This is a genomic window from Flaviflexus ciconiae (assembly GCF_003971195.1).
Taxonomy (GTDB): domain Bacteria; phylum Actinomycetota; class Actinomycetes; order Actinomycetales; family Actinomycetaceae; genus Flaviflexus; species Flaviflexus ciconiae.
Window position 1 is genome coordinate 713005 of record NZ_CP034593.1, and the last position, 15416, is coordinate 728420.

At 59.9% G+C, this 15416-nt stretch carries 10 protein-coding genes and 2 pseudogenes; 8 read left to right on the forward strand and 4 right to left on the reverse strand.

The features are described from left to right. Window positions 1–626: 626 nt before the first annotated feature. From EJ997_RS03225 to EJ997_RS03240, 4 genes and pseudogenes are all read right to left on the reverse strand, one after another. On the reverse strand, window positions 627–2744 hold the full coding sequence (locus EJ997_RS03225; RefSeq protein WP_164719759.1) for an acyltransferase family protein: 2118 nt from the start codon (window positions 2742–2744) through the stop codon (window positions 627–629). 137 nt (window positions 2745–2881) lie between these two features. After that, window positions 2882–4054: pseudogene (locus EJ997_RS03230) on the reverse strand (IS3 family transposase). Between the two features lie 71 nt (window positions 4055–4125). After that, window positions 4126–4950: pseudogene (locus tag EJ997_RS03235) on the reverse strand (IS481 family transposase); the annotation flags it as partial. A gap of 496 nt (window positions 4951–5446) precedes the next feature. After that, window positions 5447–6907: an alanine/glycine:cation symporter family protein gene (locus tag EJ997_RS03240; RefSeq protein ID WP_126703309.1), complete on the reverse strand. Its 1461-nt coding sequence runs from the start codon at window positions 6905–6907 to the stop codon at window positions 5447–5449. 154 nt (window positions 6908–7061) lie between these two features. Here EJ997_RS03240 and EJ997_RS03245 point away from each other — a divergent pair, with 154 nt between their 5' ends. The 8 genes from EJ997_RS03245 (at window position 7062) to EJ997_RS03280 (ending at window position 15414) form a co-directional block, all read left to right on the forward strand. Next, window positions 7062–8408 carry a replication-associated recombination protein A gene (locus tag EJ997_RS03245; RefSeq protein ID WP_126703310.1) on the forward strand — a complete coding sequence of 449 codons (1347 nt, stop codon included), beginning with the start codon at window positions 7062–7064 and terminating at the stop codon, window positions 8406–8408. Window positions 8409–8512: 104 nt separating this feature from the next. Continuing rightward, window positions 8513–9133, forward strand: coding sequence for a 30S ribosomal protein S4 (rpsD, locus tag EJ997_RS03250; RefSeq protein WP_126703311.1), 621 nt, complete (start codon window positions 8513–8515; stop codon window positions 9131–9133). A gap of 64 nt (window positions 9134–9197) precedes the next feature. Then, window positions 9198–9539: a DUF948 domain-containing protein gene (locus tag EJ997_RS03255; protein ID WP_126703312.1), complete on the forward strand. Its 342-nt coding sequence runs from the start codon at window positions 9198–9200 to the stop codon at window positions 9537–9539. Between the two features lie 126 nt (window positions 9540–9665). Then, window positions 9666–12335, forward strand: coding sequence for an alanine--tRNA ligase (gene alaS / locus EJ997_RS03260; protein ID WP_126703313.1), 2670 nt, complete (start codon window positions 9666–9668; stop codon window positions 12333–12335). A gap of 14 nt (window positions 12336–12349) precedes the next feature. After that, the gene (gene ruvX, locus EJ997_RS03265; RefSeq protein ID WP_228201564.1) at window positions 12350–12823 is read left to right on the forward strand and encodes a Holliday junction resolvase RuvX; all 474 of its coding nucleotides are present in this window, start codon (window positions 12350–12352) and stop codon (window positions 12821–12823) included. Further along, on the forward strand, window positions 12807–14039 hold the full coding sequence (mltG, locus tag EJ997_RS03270) for an endolytic transglycosylase MltG (protein WP_126703315.1): 1233 nt from the start codon (window positions 12807–12809) through the stop codon (window positions 14037–14039). The genes ruvX and mltG overlap by 17 nt, the downstream gene beginning before the upstream one ends. After that, entirely contained in the window at window positions 14036–14869 is an 834-nt protein-coding gene (locus tag EJ997_RS03275; RefSeq protein WP_126703316.1) for a shikimate dehydrogenase family protein, read from the forward strand. Before mltG ends, EJ997_RS03275 begins: the two co-directional genes overlap by 4 nt. Continuing rightward, window positions 14866–15414, forward strand: coding sequence for a prepilin peptidase (locus EJ997_RS03280; RefSeq protein ID WP_126703317.1), 549 nt, complete (start codon window positions 14866–14868; stop codon window positions 15412–15414). Before EJ997_RS03275 ends, EJ997_RS03280 begins: the two co-directional genes overlap by 4 nt. The last annotated feature ends 2 nt before the right edge of the window (window positions 15415–15416 follow it).

The window sequence follows — 15416 nt, forward strand, 5'->3', positions numbered from 1 at the left end:
GATGGTTTTCAGCTGTCGCTGACTCTTGACTCGTTGAGAGTCCCAAGAGAATTCGGCCGAGTCCCGCATCCCGCTGGCAAACCGGTCCACTGATGAGTTGTTCTATTCGTTCATGCATTTCCGCCCACACCATTGCCGCTGCGCCCGGATTCACCTGAGCACGAGCTTTAGTCTTAGCCTGGGTTTCAACTGCCTGCGCCCTGATCTCATCGGTCGCTGTTAGGCGATGGGCACCAAAACTAGCCCGAATCTTGCTTTCAGGGGTACGAAACGACGAGAGTATTTCGGATAGTGTGTTCAAGCATTTCGCGAGCGTCGTGAGCTCTATCGTGACTTCGGTGTCTGCCGACATCGGGTCATCGTGAAGGTCGACAATGGAATGAACGAATCTTTAACGAACAGCTCCGGCTTCTTGGAGGACGTCAGATGACTCACTGTTGGTGATGGCGGGATCGCCGCTCTCCATGGAGCCCTACAGGAATTTACCTCCGTCGCACATTCGGATAGCGGCATTCGTTAAAAGTATGAGCTAGGTACCGATTGTGGCCTGGGACGGCGAGAAACTGGTCGATTGAGATTCGCAAACGCGGACCGGCTACCATCTTCACGGCGTCTAAGCCGCCAGTTCATTCGAACAGCCAGGCGGCCTGTTGTTTGAGCTGTTCTTCAATGAGAGGTGCAAGAGTGCGGGCAAACGTGTTGGTCAGGTGCGAACCGTCGTACCAGACGACAACGTTCCCGACCACAGCCGTGCACGTGTCAGCCCCGTTCCTTCCGTCAGGGCATACACTGTCGGTCACATCGACGGTGTAGACTCCGTCCGGGAGATCGAGACCAGACAACGGGTTTGTGTCAGCGATATGAGCGCTTGATGCCCCACATTCTTCCGGTGTATTCCCGCTGGCAAGGCAGTCATTGACCATTTCCCCTGGGCGTGGGGTGCCCCTCATGAGCACGAGGTCAGTACCGGTATCGGTAATCTGCTGCCAGCGCTCGATTGCACCGTCTTCAATCTGTTCATCACTAGCGGCGAGGATGCGGGTGCCGGCTGTAACCACAAGGTCGACATCGTTTTCCTCCAGCCACTCGATGTAGTTCCCAATCCAGGCCTGGCAGTCTTTCGTGCCTTCTGAATCGCTGATTGAGAAGACGCATGCGTCCTTATTGACGACGAGAACTTCCCAGCCATAGATCGCGCCAAGCGTTTTATAGGCTTCGTACCAATGGGCGGAGTGGGAGCCGCCGGAGATCACGATCCGAGCAGTTGGGTCCTCTGGTGCATCGGGATCTTCGCACACCTTGACTTTGTCGAGTCCGGGGCCGTTGGCCATCGCGGTGACACAGCCCGTGCGATATATGTCGGCTAATTCCCGTTGGAGATCTTCCACCGCTGGCAGATAATTGGCTGCTTCTGGGGTGTCAGCATATTCGGGGGTGGTGATGAGGGCGCCGGGATAATGATCCCAATCCCAGTCAACGAAATCAGTCGCCGGACGGCTGCGCTCTTCATGAAGCACAAGTGTTGCCCCCGTTCCCGCAACCGCGAGAGCCGCGGCGGCGGCTGAGACAACAATCTTGTTGGCTCTGCGAGCGGTGTCCTGGGGGCGGCTCTGCTGCCGGTTCTTGAGCGGCAGCTCAATAAATCTGTACGTGAGCATTGCCAAGACCACGGTGATAGCGAGAATAATGACCGCGCCGCGCAGACCGAAAGAATCCCGCCCGCGAAGCTCGAGGTAGAAGATGATGAGCGGCCAGTGCCACAGGTAGAGACCATAGGCGTGGTCGCCGATCCACGACAGTGCCCTGTTTGAAAGAAAGTGTGTTGCTGACCCGACCGGATCATGGTTACCGCCCTTCTGCCCCGCGGCAATGAAGACGAGGGTGAGGCCGATCAGGGGCCACAGCGCCCATGGGCCAGGGAAGAGCTGGCGGCCATCGAGGACGATGCCGCACGAGACGATCATGGCCAGCCCAATCCACCCGGCCGGGAAGCGCAGTGGCTTTGGTAGGCGGATTGATCCGGCAGTCAGGGCTAGAAGGCCACCGAAAGCGAGCTGCCAGACACGCGTTGTCGTGAGGAGATACGCTTCGTCCTGGTTGTAGCTGCCCACATAGATCGCGTAAGCGAACGAGGCGATAAAGACGATACCGACAAGGACAGCCATGACCCGTGCCGCTGAAGTCTTGACCAGACGCGCGGCAAAGACGGCGACCATAGCCAGCACCGGCCACACGATATAGAACTGGCCCTGCACTGACAGCGACCAAAAATGTTGGAACGGTGACGTCTCAGGCCCCGCGGCCCCGTATGCGAGCTGAGAGCTGATGAGCTCCCAGTTCTCGAAATACAGGAGAGATGCGCGAGCTTCAGCCCAAAGCTGGCTATGCCGCGTCACTGGGAAGAGTGCTAGACCTACAGCAAGGGTGACAGCAATAACCAGGGCAGCAGGGACGAGGATGCGGCGTGCGAGACGACCGTAATACCTCAAAGGATCAATACGACCACCGTGCGTTGCGGCTTCCCGGAGAAGCATTCCTGTGAAGAGGAATCCGGAAACGGCGAGGAAGATATCGATACCACCAGAGACTCGCCCATTGCCGAACAGGTGGAAGACCACCACGCCGGCCAGGGCAAGACCGCGTACCCCATGGAGTTCGGGTAGGTAGCGGCGCTCGGGTAGCCGTCGTGCCAGAACGTCCTGAGAATCTTCACAATGCGGGGAAAGAGACGTCGTTCGGGCCAAGGACATTCCTAAGTGTTAAAGAATAGCAACTCATAAATTTTAGTCCAATGCACCTCTGAGCTAGTTGGAATCAACTATGACAAGTCATGCACGATTGGAATTTAGGGACTGCTGAAGGTTTGGTTGACGGTGGTGTTTCATGCTGCCAGGGTGGCGACGGGTTTCATTATGGTCATGAATTCGATCGGTGTCAGCTTGCCCAGCGCCCGCTGGTGACGCTTGCGGTGATAGATCTCTTCGATCCAGGACACAATCGCCAGGCGCAGCTCCTTGCGGGTATTCCAGATCTTGCGGTCCAGAACATTCTTCTGCAACAGAGCAAAGAACGATTCCATAGCTGCACTATCGCCAGCAGCACCGACTTGCCCCATCGACCCACACAGCTTGTGCTCGTCCAGTGTTTTCAGGAATTTCTTTGACCGGAATTGCGATCCCCGATCAGTATGGACCACCACCCCTTCGGGATGTCCCCGATGGGAGAGCGACTTCTTTAGGGCATTCACCGCCAGGTCGGCTGTCATAATGGAGTCCATGCTGTAGCCGACGATCTCGTTGCTGAACGTGTCCTTGAACGCACACAGATACAGGGTTCCCTCCCGGGTGGGGTGCTCGGTGATATCGCCCAGCCACAACCGATTGGGGTGATCGGTGCGGAACTGGCGGCGCACGAGATCATCATGAGCAGGCGGCCCGGGAACAGTATATTTCCGCCTGCGGGTCGTGATCACCGACCGGATTCCTGCGATGTGACACAGGCGCCACACTCGCTGCTCGGAGACCCGGTAGCCCAGATCAGTGAGGTCATCAGCAAGGACTCGGTAGCCGCCCTCGGGGTCCTTCTCGTGCAGGACTCGTAGGACGTTGATCAGGTGCAGTTCTTCTTCTTGCCGGGCACAGAGCGGCTTCTTTTTCCATTTATAGTACGCCTGGGTGGAAAACCCCAAGGACCCGGCACGTCACTGCGACCGGCACCCGAACAGGGACACTCGTTGCAGCAAGCTCACCAACGAGCGGGTAGATCATTGTGGGGGCGTGATGTGTGCCTGGGAGAGATAGGCGGCAGCCCTGCGTAGGACTTCGTTTTCCATTTCGAGCTCACGGATACGTTTCAGCGCAGCTACGTTCTCCTTGACCTCACTGGCATCGGCAGGCACGGTCAGGCCGCGGGAGTGGAGACGGTCGTGATTGACCCAGTTCTGCAATGAGGAGCGCGAGATCCCCAGATCGGTACAGACCTGGCGTTGAGTCATCCCTGAATTCACGAGTCCAACGGCGTCGCGTTTGAATTCCTCGGAATACATTTTCGGCATAGTTGTCATCCTTCCAGCACGACTAGAGAAAGTCATGCAATCAAAGTGACAACCAAACCCTCAGCACTCCCGTTGAATCTTTCGACCTTGCCATTGGTTTGGGGTCGGTATGGCTTGGTCCGCTCGTGCTTGATACCCTCACCGAGTGCCTGGGAAAAAGCGGCTGAGCGGTAGCAGGCACCGTTATCAGTCATGACCGCTTTGACAGTGATTCCCAGGTCGTTGAAGAATGCGTTAGCTCGCTTCCAAAAGCTGGCTGCGGTTTCTTTCTTCTTATCATCTAAGATTTCTGAATACGCGACTCGGGAGTTGTCATCAACCGCGTGGTGAAGATACCGGTATCCGCGAACTGGCACGGTTTTACGTGCCTGTAGCTTGTTCCGTTGGGCCCCATGGTGCCCCTCGCTTCCTCGGCCGTGGACCCGCCAGCCACCACCGTCTGGGATCCGGCCCTGCTTCTTAATATCGACGTGAACCAGCTCCCCTGGAGCCGCAACCTCGTAGCGTTTAGGTTTGGGCTTGCGGACGGGAAGTCCGGTGGCCTGGTCGATATCGCAGAGCCTGGGCATGTTGTAGCGCTCCAGGACATGCCCCACAGTCGAGCGTGGGATTCGCAGGTGGTAGCTGATCCGGTGTGGTCCCCACTTGCGGTTAAACCGCAGGTTAATGATCCGTCGTTCGGTCTTGGCTGGAAGTTGGTTCGGAGAGGTGTGGGGCCGGGAACTACGGTCTGTCATGGGAAGTCCGGCCCGGTAACGGTCTGCCCATCGTTTGGCGGTAGCCGGTGAGCATTGGAAGCGTTCTGCGGCTCGGCGTATCGGTAATCCACCATCAACAATGAGAACGGCGATGCGCCGTCGCCCCACCAGGCTGAAAGGTGCGTTAGCGTGAGTCATGAAGACCTCCGGGTCTGGTAGGAGTTGTGGTAACCCCATACTGCCCGGAGGCCTTCCCTAAATCACACCCCGTTCACAACCTCCCAAGGAAGTACACCTAGGGCCTTTTCCATCAGTTTTTGATGGCTAATGTGCTGAAATCCGCTGGCGTTCATGAGGGTGTTTAATGAACTCATAGAGTTCTTGCTCCTTTGAGTGGCCCATGGTCGGGTTCTCCACTGCCCGGCGCAGGTTTTCATATCAGTGCACGTCATTGACGGTCGCGCACGATGACACCGCCGGCACACCTATCGCGACTTATGGAAAACCACCGCTATTTACTAGGACGTTCCAATGTTGAAGGTGGGTGCGAGAGGCTGGGTGCTGCAAGCCGGGCGCTAGAAGCCGGGTGGAGAGCGTAGCCGTCGATCTGTGCGCCGAGGGCTCCCCTACGTAGGGGAGCTATCTCTGGTCGCTTCTCACTCGGCACCCATTTGGTCGACACCCAACCGTTTCCCTATTCGGTGAGGACCCAGCCGTTCGTGGGGAGGCGTGACGGCAGGTCAGCAGTGTCTTCGTTAAAGACCGGCTCGTTGCCCTGCTTGTGTTGCTCGTCGAAGTCTTTCAGAGCACCGGTGATCCACCGCGTTAACGCGAGGACGCCAATGAGGTTGAGAACTGTCACGAATGCCATGGCGGAGTCCATGAGTGTCCACACGAAGGGTACGGCGAGAATGGCGCCGACGCCGGAGGAGAGGACGGCAAGCGCTTGAGCGCCCCGTTCCCAGATCTTCGATGTCCAGCCGAGGAAGACCATGTTCGCATCCGCATAGGCGTAGGCACCCAGGATCGACGAGAAAGCGAAGAAGAAGATCATGATCGAGAACGGCCACGCCATCCACGTCCCCAGTGATCCCATGACGGCCTGGGATGTGAGGTAGGAGGAGGCCGTGGAGTCAAGCCCACTCAGATCCACCACACCCGAGGTGAGAATGATGAAGCCCGTCGCGGTGCTGACGATCACCGTGTCGAGGAAGACGCCAAGTGCCTGGATAAGTCCCTGAGACACCGGGTGGTCAACCGTTGCCGTTGCCGCGGCGTTCGGGTTTGTTCCCATACCGGCCTCGTTGGAGAACAGGCCGCGGCGGGTGCCGTTGAGGATGGCGGCAAAGATGCCACCGGCCGTGCCGGCGAGCGCCTCATCGAGACCAAACGCGGAACGGAATACCGCGCTGAAGAAGTCCGGAAGAGCATCGAGGTTGAGGACAATAATTGCCAGTGCCGTGACGATGTAGACGAGCGCCATAACGGGGGAGATGATCTCCGTTGCCTTGGCAATGCCCCGAACGCCGCCGATAAGAACCGTTGCCGCCGCGATCGCAATAATGGCGCCGGAGATCCACAAGGGAACATTGTGGCTGGACTGAAGCACGCCCGAGATGGAGTTCGCCTGGACCATGGGCATGGCAACAACCATGCAGAAAACCATGAACGCGGCGAAAAGCTTTGCGAGGAACGGCGACTTTGTGCCGTGAAGAATATACGTGGCGGGTCCGCCACGGAATGTGCCATCCGGGTGCCGCTGCTTGAATAGCTGGGCAAGCGTTGCTTCGGAGAACGCAGTGGCCATGCCAAAGAAGGCAACCACCCACATCCAGAACAGGGCACCCGGCCCGCCAAGAATCATGGCAAGAGCCACGCCCGTAATATTGCCGATTCCAATGCGAGTAGCCATGCCGATCGCGAAGGCCTGGAATGAGGTGATCCCGCCCTTGGCGCCCTGCCGCGAGCGCTTCAGGTGCTGGAACATGGTGCGAACGTGCCGGAACTGCACGCCCTTGGTGACGAAGGTAAGGAAGATGCCGGTGCCGACGAGGGCAATGATGACAATCCAGCTGTAGACCCAGTCGTTGACGGTGGTCAGCCACGCCGTGATCGGGTCCGTGACACCGTTGAGCCAATCCTCGAACTGTTTCATGCATTCTCCTTATAACGACAAGGGATTTTCCCACAGGGGAACCGGGACCTCGTTCGCCCTTGGTCCCCCGTATCGAAGCGTGGAACGAGTGACCTGAAGCGGGGTGTGGTTTGTGCGACGCGAGCCGCGAAAGTGTAGGGGCTACACTGACATCGTGGATTTGTTCGATAACGCTGGTATGGAAACGGTTGGTATTCCGAATGATAGCCGCGGGCCTCTTGCCGTTCGCATGCGGCCCCGTACCATCGACGACGTGCTGGGGCAGGACCATTTACTGGCTCCCGGAGGTCCGCTACGCCGACTCATCGAGTCCGACTCCGGTGACTCGGGACCGTCCTCGGTAATTCTCTGGGGCCCTCCCGGCACCGGTAAGACGACACTGTCCTATTTGATTGCCCGCTCGGGTGCCCGTAAGTTCGTCGAACTCTCTGCAGTTTCCGCTGGAGTGAAAGAACTCCGCGCGGTTATTGCCGAAGCGCGTCGGCACCTGACGACATCGGGTGCGGAGACGGTTCTCTTCATTGACGAAGTGCACCGCTTCTCAAAAACGCAGCAGGATGCTCTCCTGCCAGCGGTGGAGAACCGCTGGGTCATCCTTGTTGCCGCCACAACGGAGAATCCGTCGTTCTCGATCGTTACTCCGTTGCTGTCCCGTTCAATCATGCTGACCCTGCACGGCTTGGGACCCGAAGATATTGGGAAGCTTCTGGAACGGGCTGTGAGTGACGAACGTGGGCTGGCAGGGAAGTTCAGTCTCCCGGCGGAGTCGAAAGACATGATTGTCCGGCTGGCCGGATCGGATGCTCGCAGGAGCTTGACGGTTCTTGAGGCGGCTGCCGGCACGACCGAGGCACGCGGTGAATCCGAGATCACGGTTGAGGATGTTTCCGAAGCGATTGACGTTGCGGCAGTAGCCTACGACCGCGATGGTGATGTTCACTACGATGTAATATCCGCCTTCATTAAGTCCATTCGCGGTTCGAACGTTGATGCTGCCATGCATTACCTGGCGCGAATGTTGGAGGCGGGGGAGGATCCCCGGTTCGTTGCCCGCAGGCTCATGATCTCCGCCGCCGAGGATATTGGGATGGCTGACCCGTCTGCCCTGCAGACCGCCACGGCCGCAGCCCAGTCGGTAGCCCTGGTCGGCATGCCGGAGGCCCGGATCATTCTCGCCGAGGCAGTTGTTCACCTGGCAACCGCACCGAAGTCGAATGCGGCGTACAACGCGATCAACGCGGCGATCAAGGATGTACGGGACGGCAAGGTTGGTTCGATCCCGAATCACCTGCGCGACGGTTCCGTGTGGGCATCCCGCCAAACGGGTGCGGGGGAGGGCTACAAGTATGCTCACGACTTCCCGGGTCACGTTGTGCACCAGCAATACCTGCCGGATGAGCTGGCGGGCACCCGGTACTACGAGCCGACGGAGAATGGCTACGAGTCGCAAATCACGCCGCGTTTAGCCAAGTACCGCTCCATAGTTGATGGCGAGCAGTGATACGCTAGTTCGGTTGCTTCGGCGACATCCCTGGGGCCTTAGCCACGAGGTGGCCCCGCAGCCTCGAGATCTCGAGACTGTGCAACTTATTCGACAGGAGAAATATGTCTAACTCTCGTTCCCGCAAGCAGGTGCGCCTTTCCCGCGCCCTCGGCATCGCCCTGACCCCCAAGGCTGAGCGCTACATGCAGCGCCGCCCCTACCGTCCGGGTGAGCACGGCCGCGGCCGCACCAAGGATTCGGACTACTCGGTCCGTCTCAAGGAGAAGCAGCGTCTGCGCGCCCAGTACGGCATTCGCGAGGCACAGCTTGCCACGCTCTTCAAGGAAGCACACCGTATTGAGGGCCAGACCGGTGAGAACCTGGTTGAGCTTCTCGAGATGCGTCTTGACGCTCTCGTCCTCCGCTCCGGCTTTGCACGCACCATCGCCCAGGCTCGCCAGGCTGTTGTGCACCGCCACATCCTCGTTGACGGCAAGATCGTCGACCGTCCTTCCTTCCGTGTGAAGCCCGGCCAGACCATTCAGGTTAAGGCCAAGTCGCAGGCCTCGGACCAGTTCCTCATGGCTGCACAGGGCGTTCACCGCGACGTCCTGCCGGACGTCCCGGAGTACCTCGATGTTCAGCTTGAGAAGCTGAACGCCACCCTCGTGCGTCGCCCCAAGCGAGCCGAGGTCCCGGTTGCCTGTGACGTGCAGCTGGTCGTCGAGTTCTACTCTCGCTGATATTCAACGCAACTCCCCGGGCACGATATGCTCGGGGAGTTCGTTCTATCCGAAAGAAGCAGCCATGGAGATCACACTCGGCGGAATCGCCGCCATTATCGCCGCCCTCGCCTTTGTGGGACTCGTCGTATTCCTGGTCCGCCCGCTGACGAAGCTTGGTAAGACCTTCGACGAGCTGACGAAGTCGGTAGAGAAACTCACCGACGAGACAATTCCGGCCCTGACGAACGCGGCGGAGACCGTGGCACGGACCAACACGCAGCTCGAACGCATCGACACGATCACCACCGCTGCGGCCCGTACCGCGGAGGATCTTTCGGCCACGACGACACTCGTCACCTCGACCGTGTCGGCGCCGTTCCTTGCGGTGCGTAACGCTGTCGGAAAGCTTCGCGGAAACCGCTAGAATATTGGGCAGTCACGCGTCGCGTGAGCAGGCCCCGGAGCATTGCTCCACATCATGACAACCGCCCGCTGATCGAGTTCACTGGGCGACCATAATCCGCCCCCTCGGGCATAACGAAGAGGAACCATGCGTACTGCTGAGATTCGCACCCGTTGGCTTGACTACTTCCGCAAGCACGACCACCACATCGCCGATTCGGTGCCGCTCGTGTCGCCGGATCCGTCGATCCTGTTCACGATCGCCGGCATGGTCCCATTCATCCCCTACATCGTGGGAACCGAGAAGGCACCTTGGCCGCGTGCCGCCTCCGTGCAGAAGTGCATCCGCACCAACGATATCGAGAACGTGGGACGCACCACGCGCCACGGCACGTTCTTCCAGATGAACGGCAACTTCTCGTTCGGTGACTACTTCAAGGAAGGCGCCATCGATCTCGCATGGGGTCTGCTCACGTCGCCTGTCGACGAGGGCGGCTACGGTCTCGATGGTGACCGTCTGTGGGTGACCCTATGGGAAGAGGACGCCGAGTCCTATAACTATCTGACGAAGAACATTGGTGTTGATCCCAAGCACCTCGTGATGCTCACCCGCGAAGAGATCTTCTGGTCGACCGGCCAGCCCGGCCCCGCCGGTCCATGCGCCGAGATCCACTACGACCGTGGCCCCCAGTACGGCCCTGAAGCGGTCGGAGGCAACGTCGATCCGGGTGGCGACCGCTACCTGGAGATCTGGAACCTCGTCTTTGACCAGTTCTTGCGCGGCGAGGGAACCGGTAACGACTACCCGCTCCTCGGCGAGCTCGACCAGAAGGCCATTGATACTGGCGCCGGCCTCGAGCGCATCGCGTACCTTCTCCAGGGCAAGGAGAACATGTACGAGATCGACGAGATCTTCCCCGTCATCTCGACTACGGAAGAGATGACCGGCAAGAAGTATGGTGCCGATGCGGAAGACGACGTGAAGATGCGGATCATTGCCGACCACGTCCGTTCCTCACTCATGCTCATCGGCGACGGCGTCCGCCCCGGTAACGACGGTCGCGGCTACGTTCTGCGCCGCCTGATCCGCCGCGCAGTCCGCTCCATGCGACTTCTCGGCGTTGACGAGGTATCCCTGCCGACCCTCCTTCCTGTATCGAAGGATTCCATGGCGGCCTCGTATCCCGAGCTCGAGAAGGACTTCTCCCGGATCTCCGACATCGCTTACGCCGAGGAGGAAGCCTTCCGCAGGACCCTCGCTTCGGGCACGACGATCTTCGAAGGCGCCGTCAAGAAGCTCAAGGACTCCGGCAAAAAGCCGATCCTGACTGGATCTGATGCCTTCACCCTGCACGACACGTACGGTTTCCCGATCGACCTGACGTTGGAGATGGCGGAGGAAGCCGGTGTCGAGGTCGACGCCGACGGCTTTACTCAGCTCATGCAGGAGCAGAAGGACCGTGCCCGCGCTGACGCACAGGCGAAGAAGACCGGCCACGTCGACGTGCACGTCTACAACGAGCTGCTGGGCGACGCCGGCAAGACCCAGTTCCTCGGTTACACCGAAACCCAGACCGATGGTCGGGTTCTTGGCATTCTTGTCGACGGCCAGCCCGTACCTGCCGCTGAGGCGCCCGCCGATGTCGAGGTCATTTTGGACCAGACTCCGTTCTGGGCGGAGCAGGGCGGCCAGCTTGCCGACCACGGATTCATTTCTGTTGGCGGTGGCGGCTACGTGGACGTTCAGGATGTTCAGTCACCGATCAAGGGACTGATCGTTCACCGCGGTACCCTGACCGAAGGATCGATCGCTCTGGAGGACACCGTTCACGCAGAGATTGATGTGGACCGCAGGGGCCAGATCGCCCGCGCGCACACAGCCACTCACATGGTGCACAAGTCGCTCCACGAGTTCCTCGGTGACCAGGCTACGCAGGCCGGTTCCGAGAACTCTCCGTCGCGCCTACGCTTCGACTTCCGCCACGGCCAGCAGGTTCCCACTGACGTTCTGTCCGACATCGAGGGCCGTGTGAACGCTCGCCTCCAGGAGAACCTCCTTGTCACCGATGAACAGATGAGCCTGGACGAAGCCAAGAAGCAGGGCGCGACCGCGCTGTTTGGTGAGAAGTACGGCGACGTGGTTCGCGTCGTCTCGATCGGTGGCGACTGGTCGAAGGAGCTGTGCGCGGGAACCCACGTTCCCGAAACCGGCACCATCGGTCTCGTTTCCGTTCTTGGCGAGGCTTCGATCGGCTCCGGAGTGCGCCGCATCGACGCGCTTGTCGGCCAGGGAGCCTACGCCGAAGGCGCCAAGGAACGCGCGCTTGTCTCGCAGATCTCCTCGATTCTCGGTGCACGCCCGAACGAGCTGCCCGACCGCATCGACTCCCTCATGTCCCGCCTCAAGGCGGCAGAAAAGGAACTCCAGTCCATGAAGACGGCACAGCTCATGGCGGGTGCCGATGACATTGCGAAGTCCGCAACCCGCCACGGCCAGGTGCTCTACGCGTTCAAGGACCTCGGTGACGGCGTAAGCGGAGACGACCTGCGCACGCTCGCTCTCGACGTCCGCTCGAAGATCGCCGAGTCCGAGCCCGCCGTTGTTGCCATCTTCGGGCAATCGAAGGGGCGCCCGCTCGTTGTTGTCGCTACGAACGAGACCGCGCGCGAGAGCGGCGTGAAGGCCGGTGCCCTTGTCAAGGTTGCATCGGGTGTTCTTGGCGGCGGAGGCGGCGGCAAGGACGATGTTGCGCAGGGCGGTGGCCAGGATGCCACGAAGATCTCCGCGGCATCGGATGCGATAGCGAGCGCGCTCTGAGTAAGCGCCCGGGTGTGCGCCTGGCCTTTGACGTGGGCCGGGCGCGCATCGGCGTCGCTAGTTGCGATGAGCAGGCAATTCTCTGTACCCCGGTCGAAACGATCTATCGAGACAAGAGAGGTAACGAACACCTCTACGATGTGGATGATCTCATTGATGAGTATCAGCCCATGGAGATCATCGTTGGCCTGCCAAAGAACATGGACGGAACCGAGGGAATTTCTGCGCGCGACGCACGCAACTTTGCTCGCCAGGTTTCGTTACGACATCGTAACATTGGGGTACGTTTAGTAGATGAAAGGCTGACAACCGTCAGCGCACACCGCACGCTGCACGAGGCCGGGAGAACGGAACGAACCCATCGCTCCGTCGTCGACCAGGTCTCTGCCATCCTGATTCTCGAACTGGCGCTGGATATCGAAGAAACCACAGGCCACCCGCCGGGTGAACAGGTGAGCAGAAAGGGACCCCATGGGGGACATATTTGATGCCTTTAGCGAGGACACTGACGAGGCCCAGGAGAGCTCGAAGGCTCAACCGAAACGCCGCAAGAAGCGCGGCCGTGCCGCAGCTGTCATCGTGCTCGTCTTGGCGGTCCTCGCCGGCATCACCTACACGGTCCTGCCGAACGTGCGGGACTGGATCTCCAACAATCCGGTCTCCGAAATTCTCGGTGACGAAGTTGAAGACTACGAAGAAGGCGAAGAGGGGGAGCCCGCCCGCGTCACAATCCCGGTTGGCTCGACCGGCTCCGACATGGCCACGGTGCTGTACGACAACGATGTCGTGAAGTCGACCGAGGCATTTATCGAAGCATTTAATGCCGACACGGGCGCCGGCTCTATCCAGCCGGGCACCTACGAGCTGCCCACGAAAATCCCCGGTCAGCGGGCCGTTGAACTCTTGCAGGACTACGAGAACCATCGCGTCGACGTGACGATCACAATCCCCGAGGGGTTCACCGCCCAGCAGGTGCACGAACGGATCGCGAACCTCATGGACGTTCCGCTCGACGATGTTCTGGCTGCGGCAGACGATTCCGAGGCCATTGGGCTTCCAGAAGAGGCCGAAGGCAACCCCGAGGGCTGGTACAAGCCCGGCCAGTACCTTGTGTCACCGGACGCCGAGGTTGAATCTGTTCTGCGTGAAATGATTTCGGCACGGGTGAGCCAGCTCAACTCGCTGGACATTGCGGATGAGGATCGTCAGGAGCTGCTCATCAAGGCTTCGATTCTCGAGCGCGAGGTCAACACGGAACAGTACTATTCGCAGGTAGCACGGGTCATCGAAAACCGGCTTGTCGACACAGCCTCCGTGAACGGCAGACTGCAGATGGACTCCACGGTCCTGTACGGCGTGGGCAAGTCCGGTGGCATCCCCACCGGGGAGGACCTTGCCAACGACAACCCCTACAACTCGTACATGTATGCGGGACTTCCACCCACCCCGATCGGCAATCCCGGCATCTCCGCCATCGAAGGTGTGCTTAACCCCGCGGACGGCGACTGGTTGTACTTCGTCACGGTCGACCTCCACACGGGCGAGACACTGTTCGCCGCGACCCTTGAGGAGCACAACGCAAATAAGGCGCAGCTCGATGCGTGGCTGGAAGAGAACCCTAACTACGGACGCGAGGACGTGTCCGAGGTCGGGGGCGAAACCGATGGCGCCGAGGAGACTGAAGGAACAGAAGGAGAAGAATGAAAGCCGGAATAGCGGGATACCCCGTTGACCACTCGCTATCTCCCCAGATCCATAATGCTGCTTACCGGGATCTCGGGGTCGATATCGAGTACGGTCGCTACCCGACCAAGCTTGAAGACCTCGACTCACTGATCAAGAAACTGGATTCCTCGTGGGCGGGCCTGTCGCTCACGATGCCGCTCAAGCAGGGCGTCATTGAGAAGCTGGACTTTGTCGACGGCCTGGCAAAGACCGTCGGTGCGGTCAACACCGTCTGCGTGCAACCGACCGGTGGCCAGATCGTCGGTTTTAACACGGATGTCTACGGCATTGCGCAGTCGGTTCGCGAGGCTGGCGACCTGTCCACTCCTTCGGCCATGATCCTCGGTGCGCGTGCGACTGCCTCTTCGGCACTCGCTGCCTGCGTCGAATTGGGCGCGAAGGAGCATCTGACGATCGCGGCACGGAACCATGGCGGTCCCGGTTCCGCGGTAGCCGCGGCCTCCCGCATGGATCTGAGCCCCTCGCTTGTGAAGCTCACGGACAACCTTGTCGGCGCACTGCCGGGTACCGGCCTCCTGATCTCGACCCTGCCCGCAGGCGTCGCGGATGACCTGGCGGACCGGATCGACGAGGCTGCTCCGGACCTGTCGGGCCTGACGGTCCTCGACGTGATCTACCATCCGTGGCCCTCGAGGCTCGTGGAAGCAACCCGGGCCAGGGGAGCGAGAATCGTTCCGGGATGGGCGATGCTACTGCACCAGGCCGTTTCCCAGGTCCGGCTCTTTACGAATAGGACCCCGAATTTCGATGTCATGGCGGAGGCGCTTCACAAGGCACTGGCCGAATGAAGTGGACTCGGGGCGTCTCGGTCCTGTGGATCGCGGTCGCCTGCCTGGTCGGAGCCGTTGCCGGCCTGATTGTCGGATGGGGTCACCTGTTTCCGGCAACCACCGTGTTCTCCACACTCTTCTTTGGAGTGCTCGGAATCTTGTTCATCATCGATGCAAAGACGATGTACTTGCCCGATCCATGGCTGATCATCGCCGGGGCTCTCGCGCTACTCCACCCGATAACGATTATGGCGACCAGCGATCTTGTTGCCGGCGGATTTATCCTTCTTCTCGCGGCCGTTGGGGCAAGCATTGGCTATTGTGCCTTTGCGATCACGCGGATCCTCTCAAATAACCAGCTGGGCCTCGGAGACGTCAAACTAGCGGCGGTTCTCGGAGGCTGGTTGCTTCCCATCAGTTGGACGGCGCTGGGACTCGCCCTTGTGTTCGCCGTCGCAATCGGTGCGGTGTGGGTGCTTGCCGCCGTCGCGACAGGCAAGAAGACCGCCTCGTACGGTCCCGCCATGGTCCTAGGGGCGATACTGGCAACCGGGCTGTCCTGAAT

Coding starts and splice junctions, on each gene's coding strand:
- EJ997_RS03240 (WP_126703309.1), bottom strand. CDS start 6,907: ATGAAACAGTTCGAGGATTGGCTCAACGGTGTCACGGACCCGATCACG.
- EJ997_RS03255 (WP_126703312.1), top strand. CDS start 9,198: ATGGAGATCACACTCGGCGGAATCGCCGCCATTATCGCCGCCCTCGCC.
- rpsD (WP_126703311.1), top strand. CDS start 8,513: ATGTCTAACTCTCGTTCCCGCAAGCAGGTGCGCCTTTCCCGCGCCCTC.
- alaS (WP_126703313.1), top strand. CDS start 9,666: ATGCGTACTGCTGAGATTCGCACCCGTTGGCTTGACTACTTCCGCAAG.
- EJ997_RS03275 (WP_126703316.1), top strand. CDS start 14,036: ATGAAAGCCGGAATAGCGGGATACCCCGTTGACCACTCGCTATCTCCC.
- EJ997_RS03280 (WP_126703317.1), top strand. CDS start 14,866: ATGAAGTGGACTCGGGGCGTCTCGGTCCTGTGGATCGCGGTCGCCTGC.
- mltG (WP_126703315.1), top strand. CDS start 12,807: ATGGGGGACATATTTGATGCCTTTAGCGAGGACACTGACGAGGCCCAG.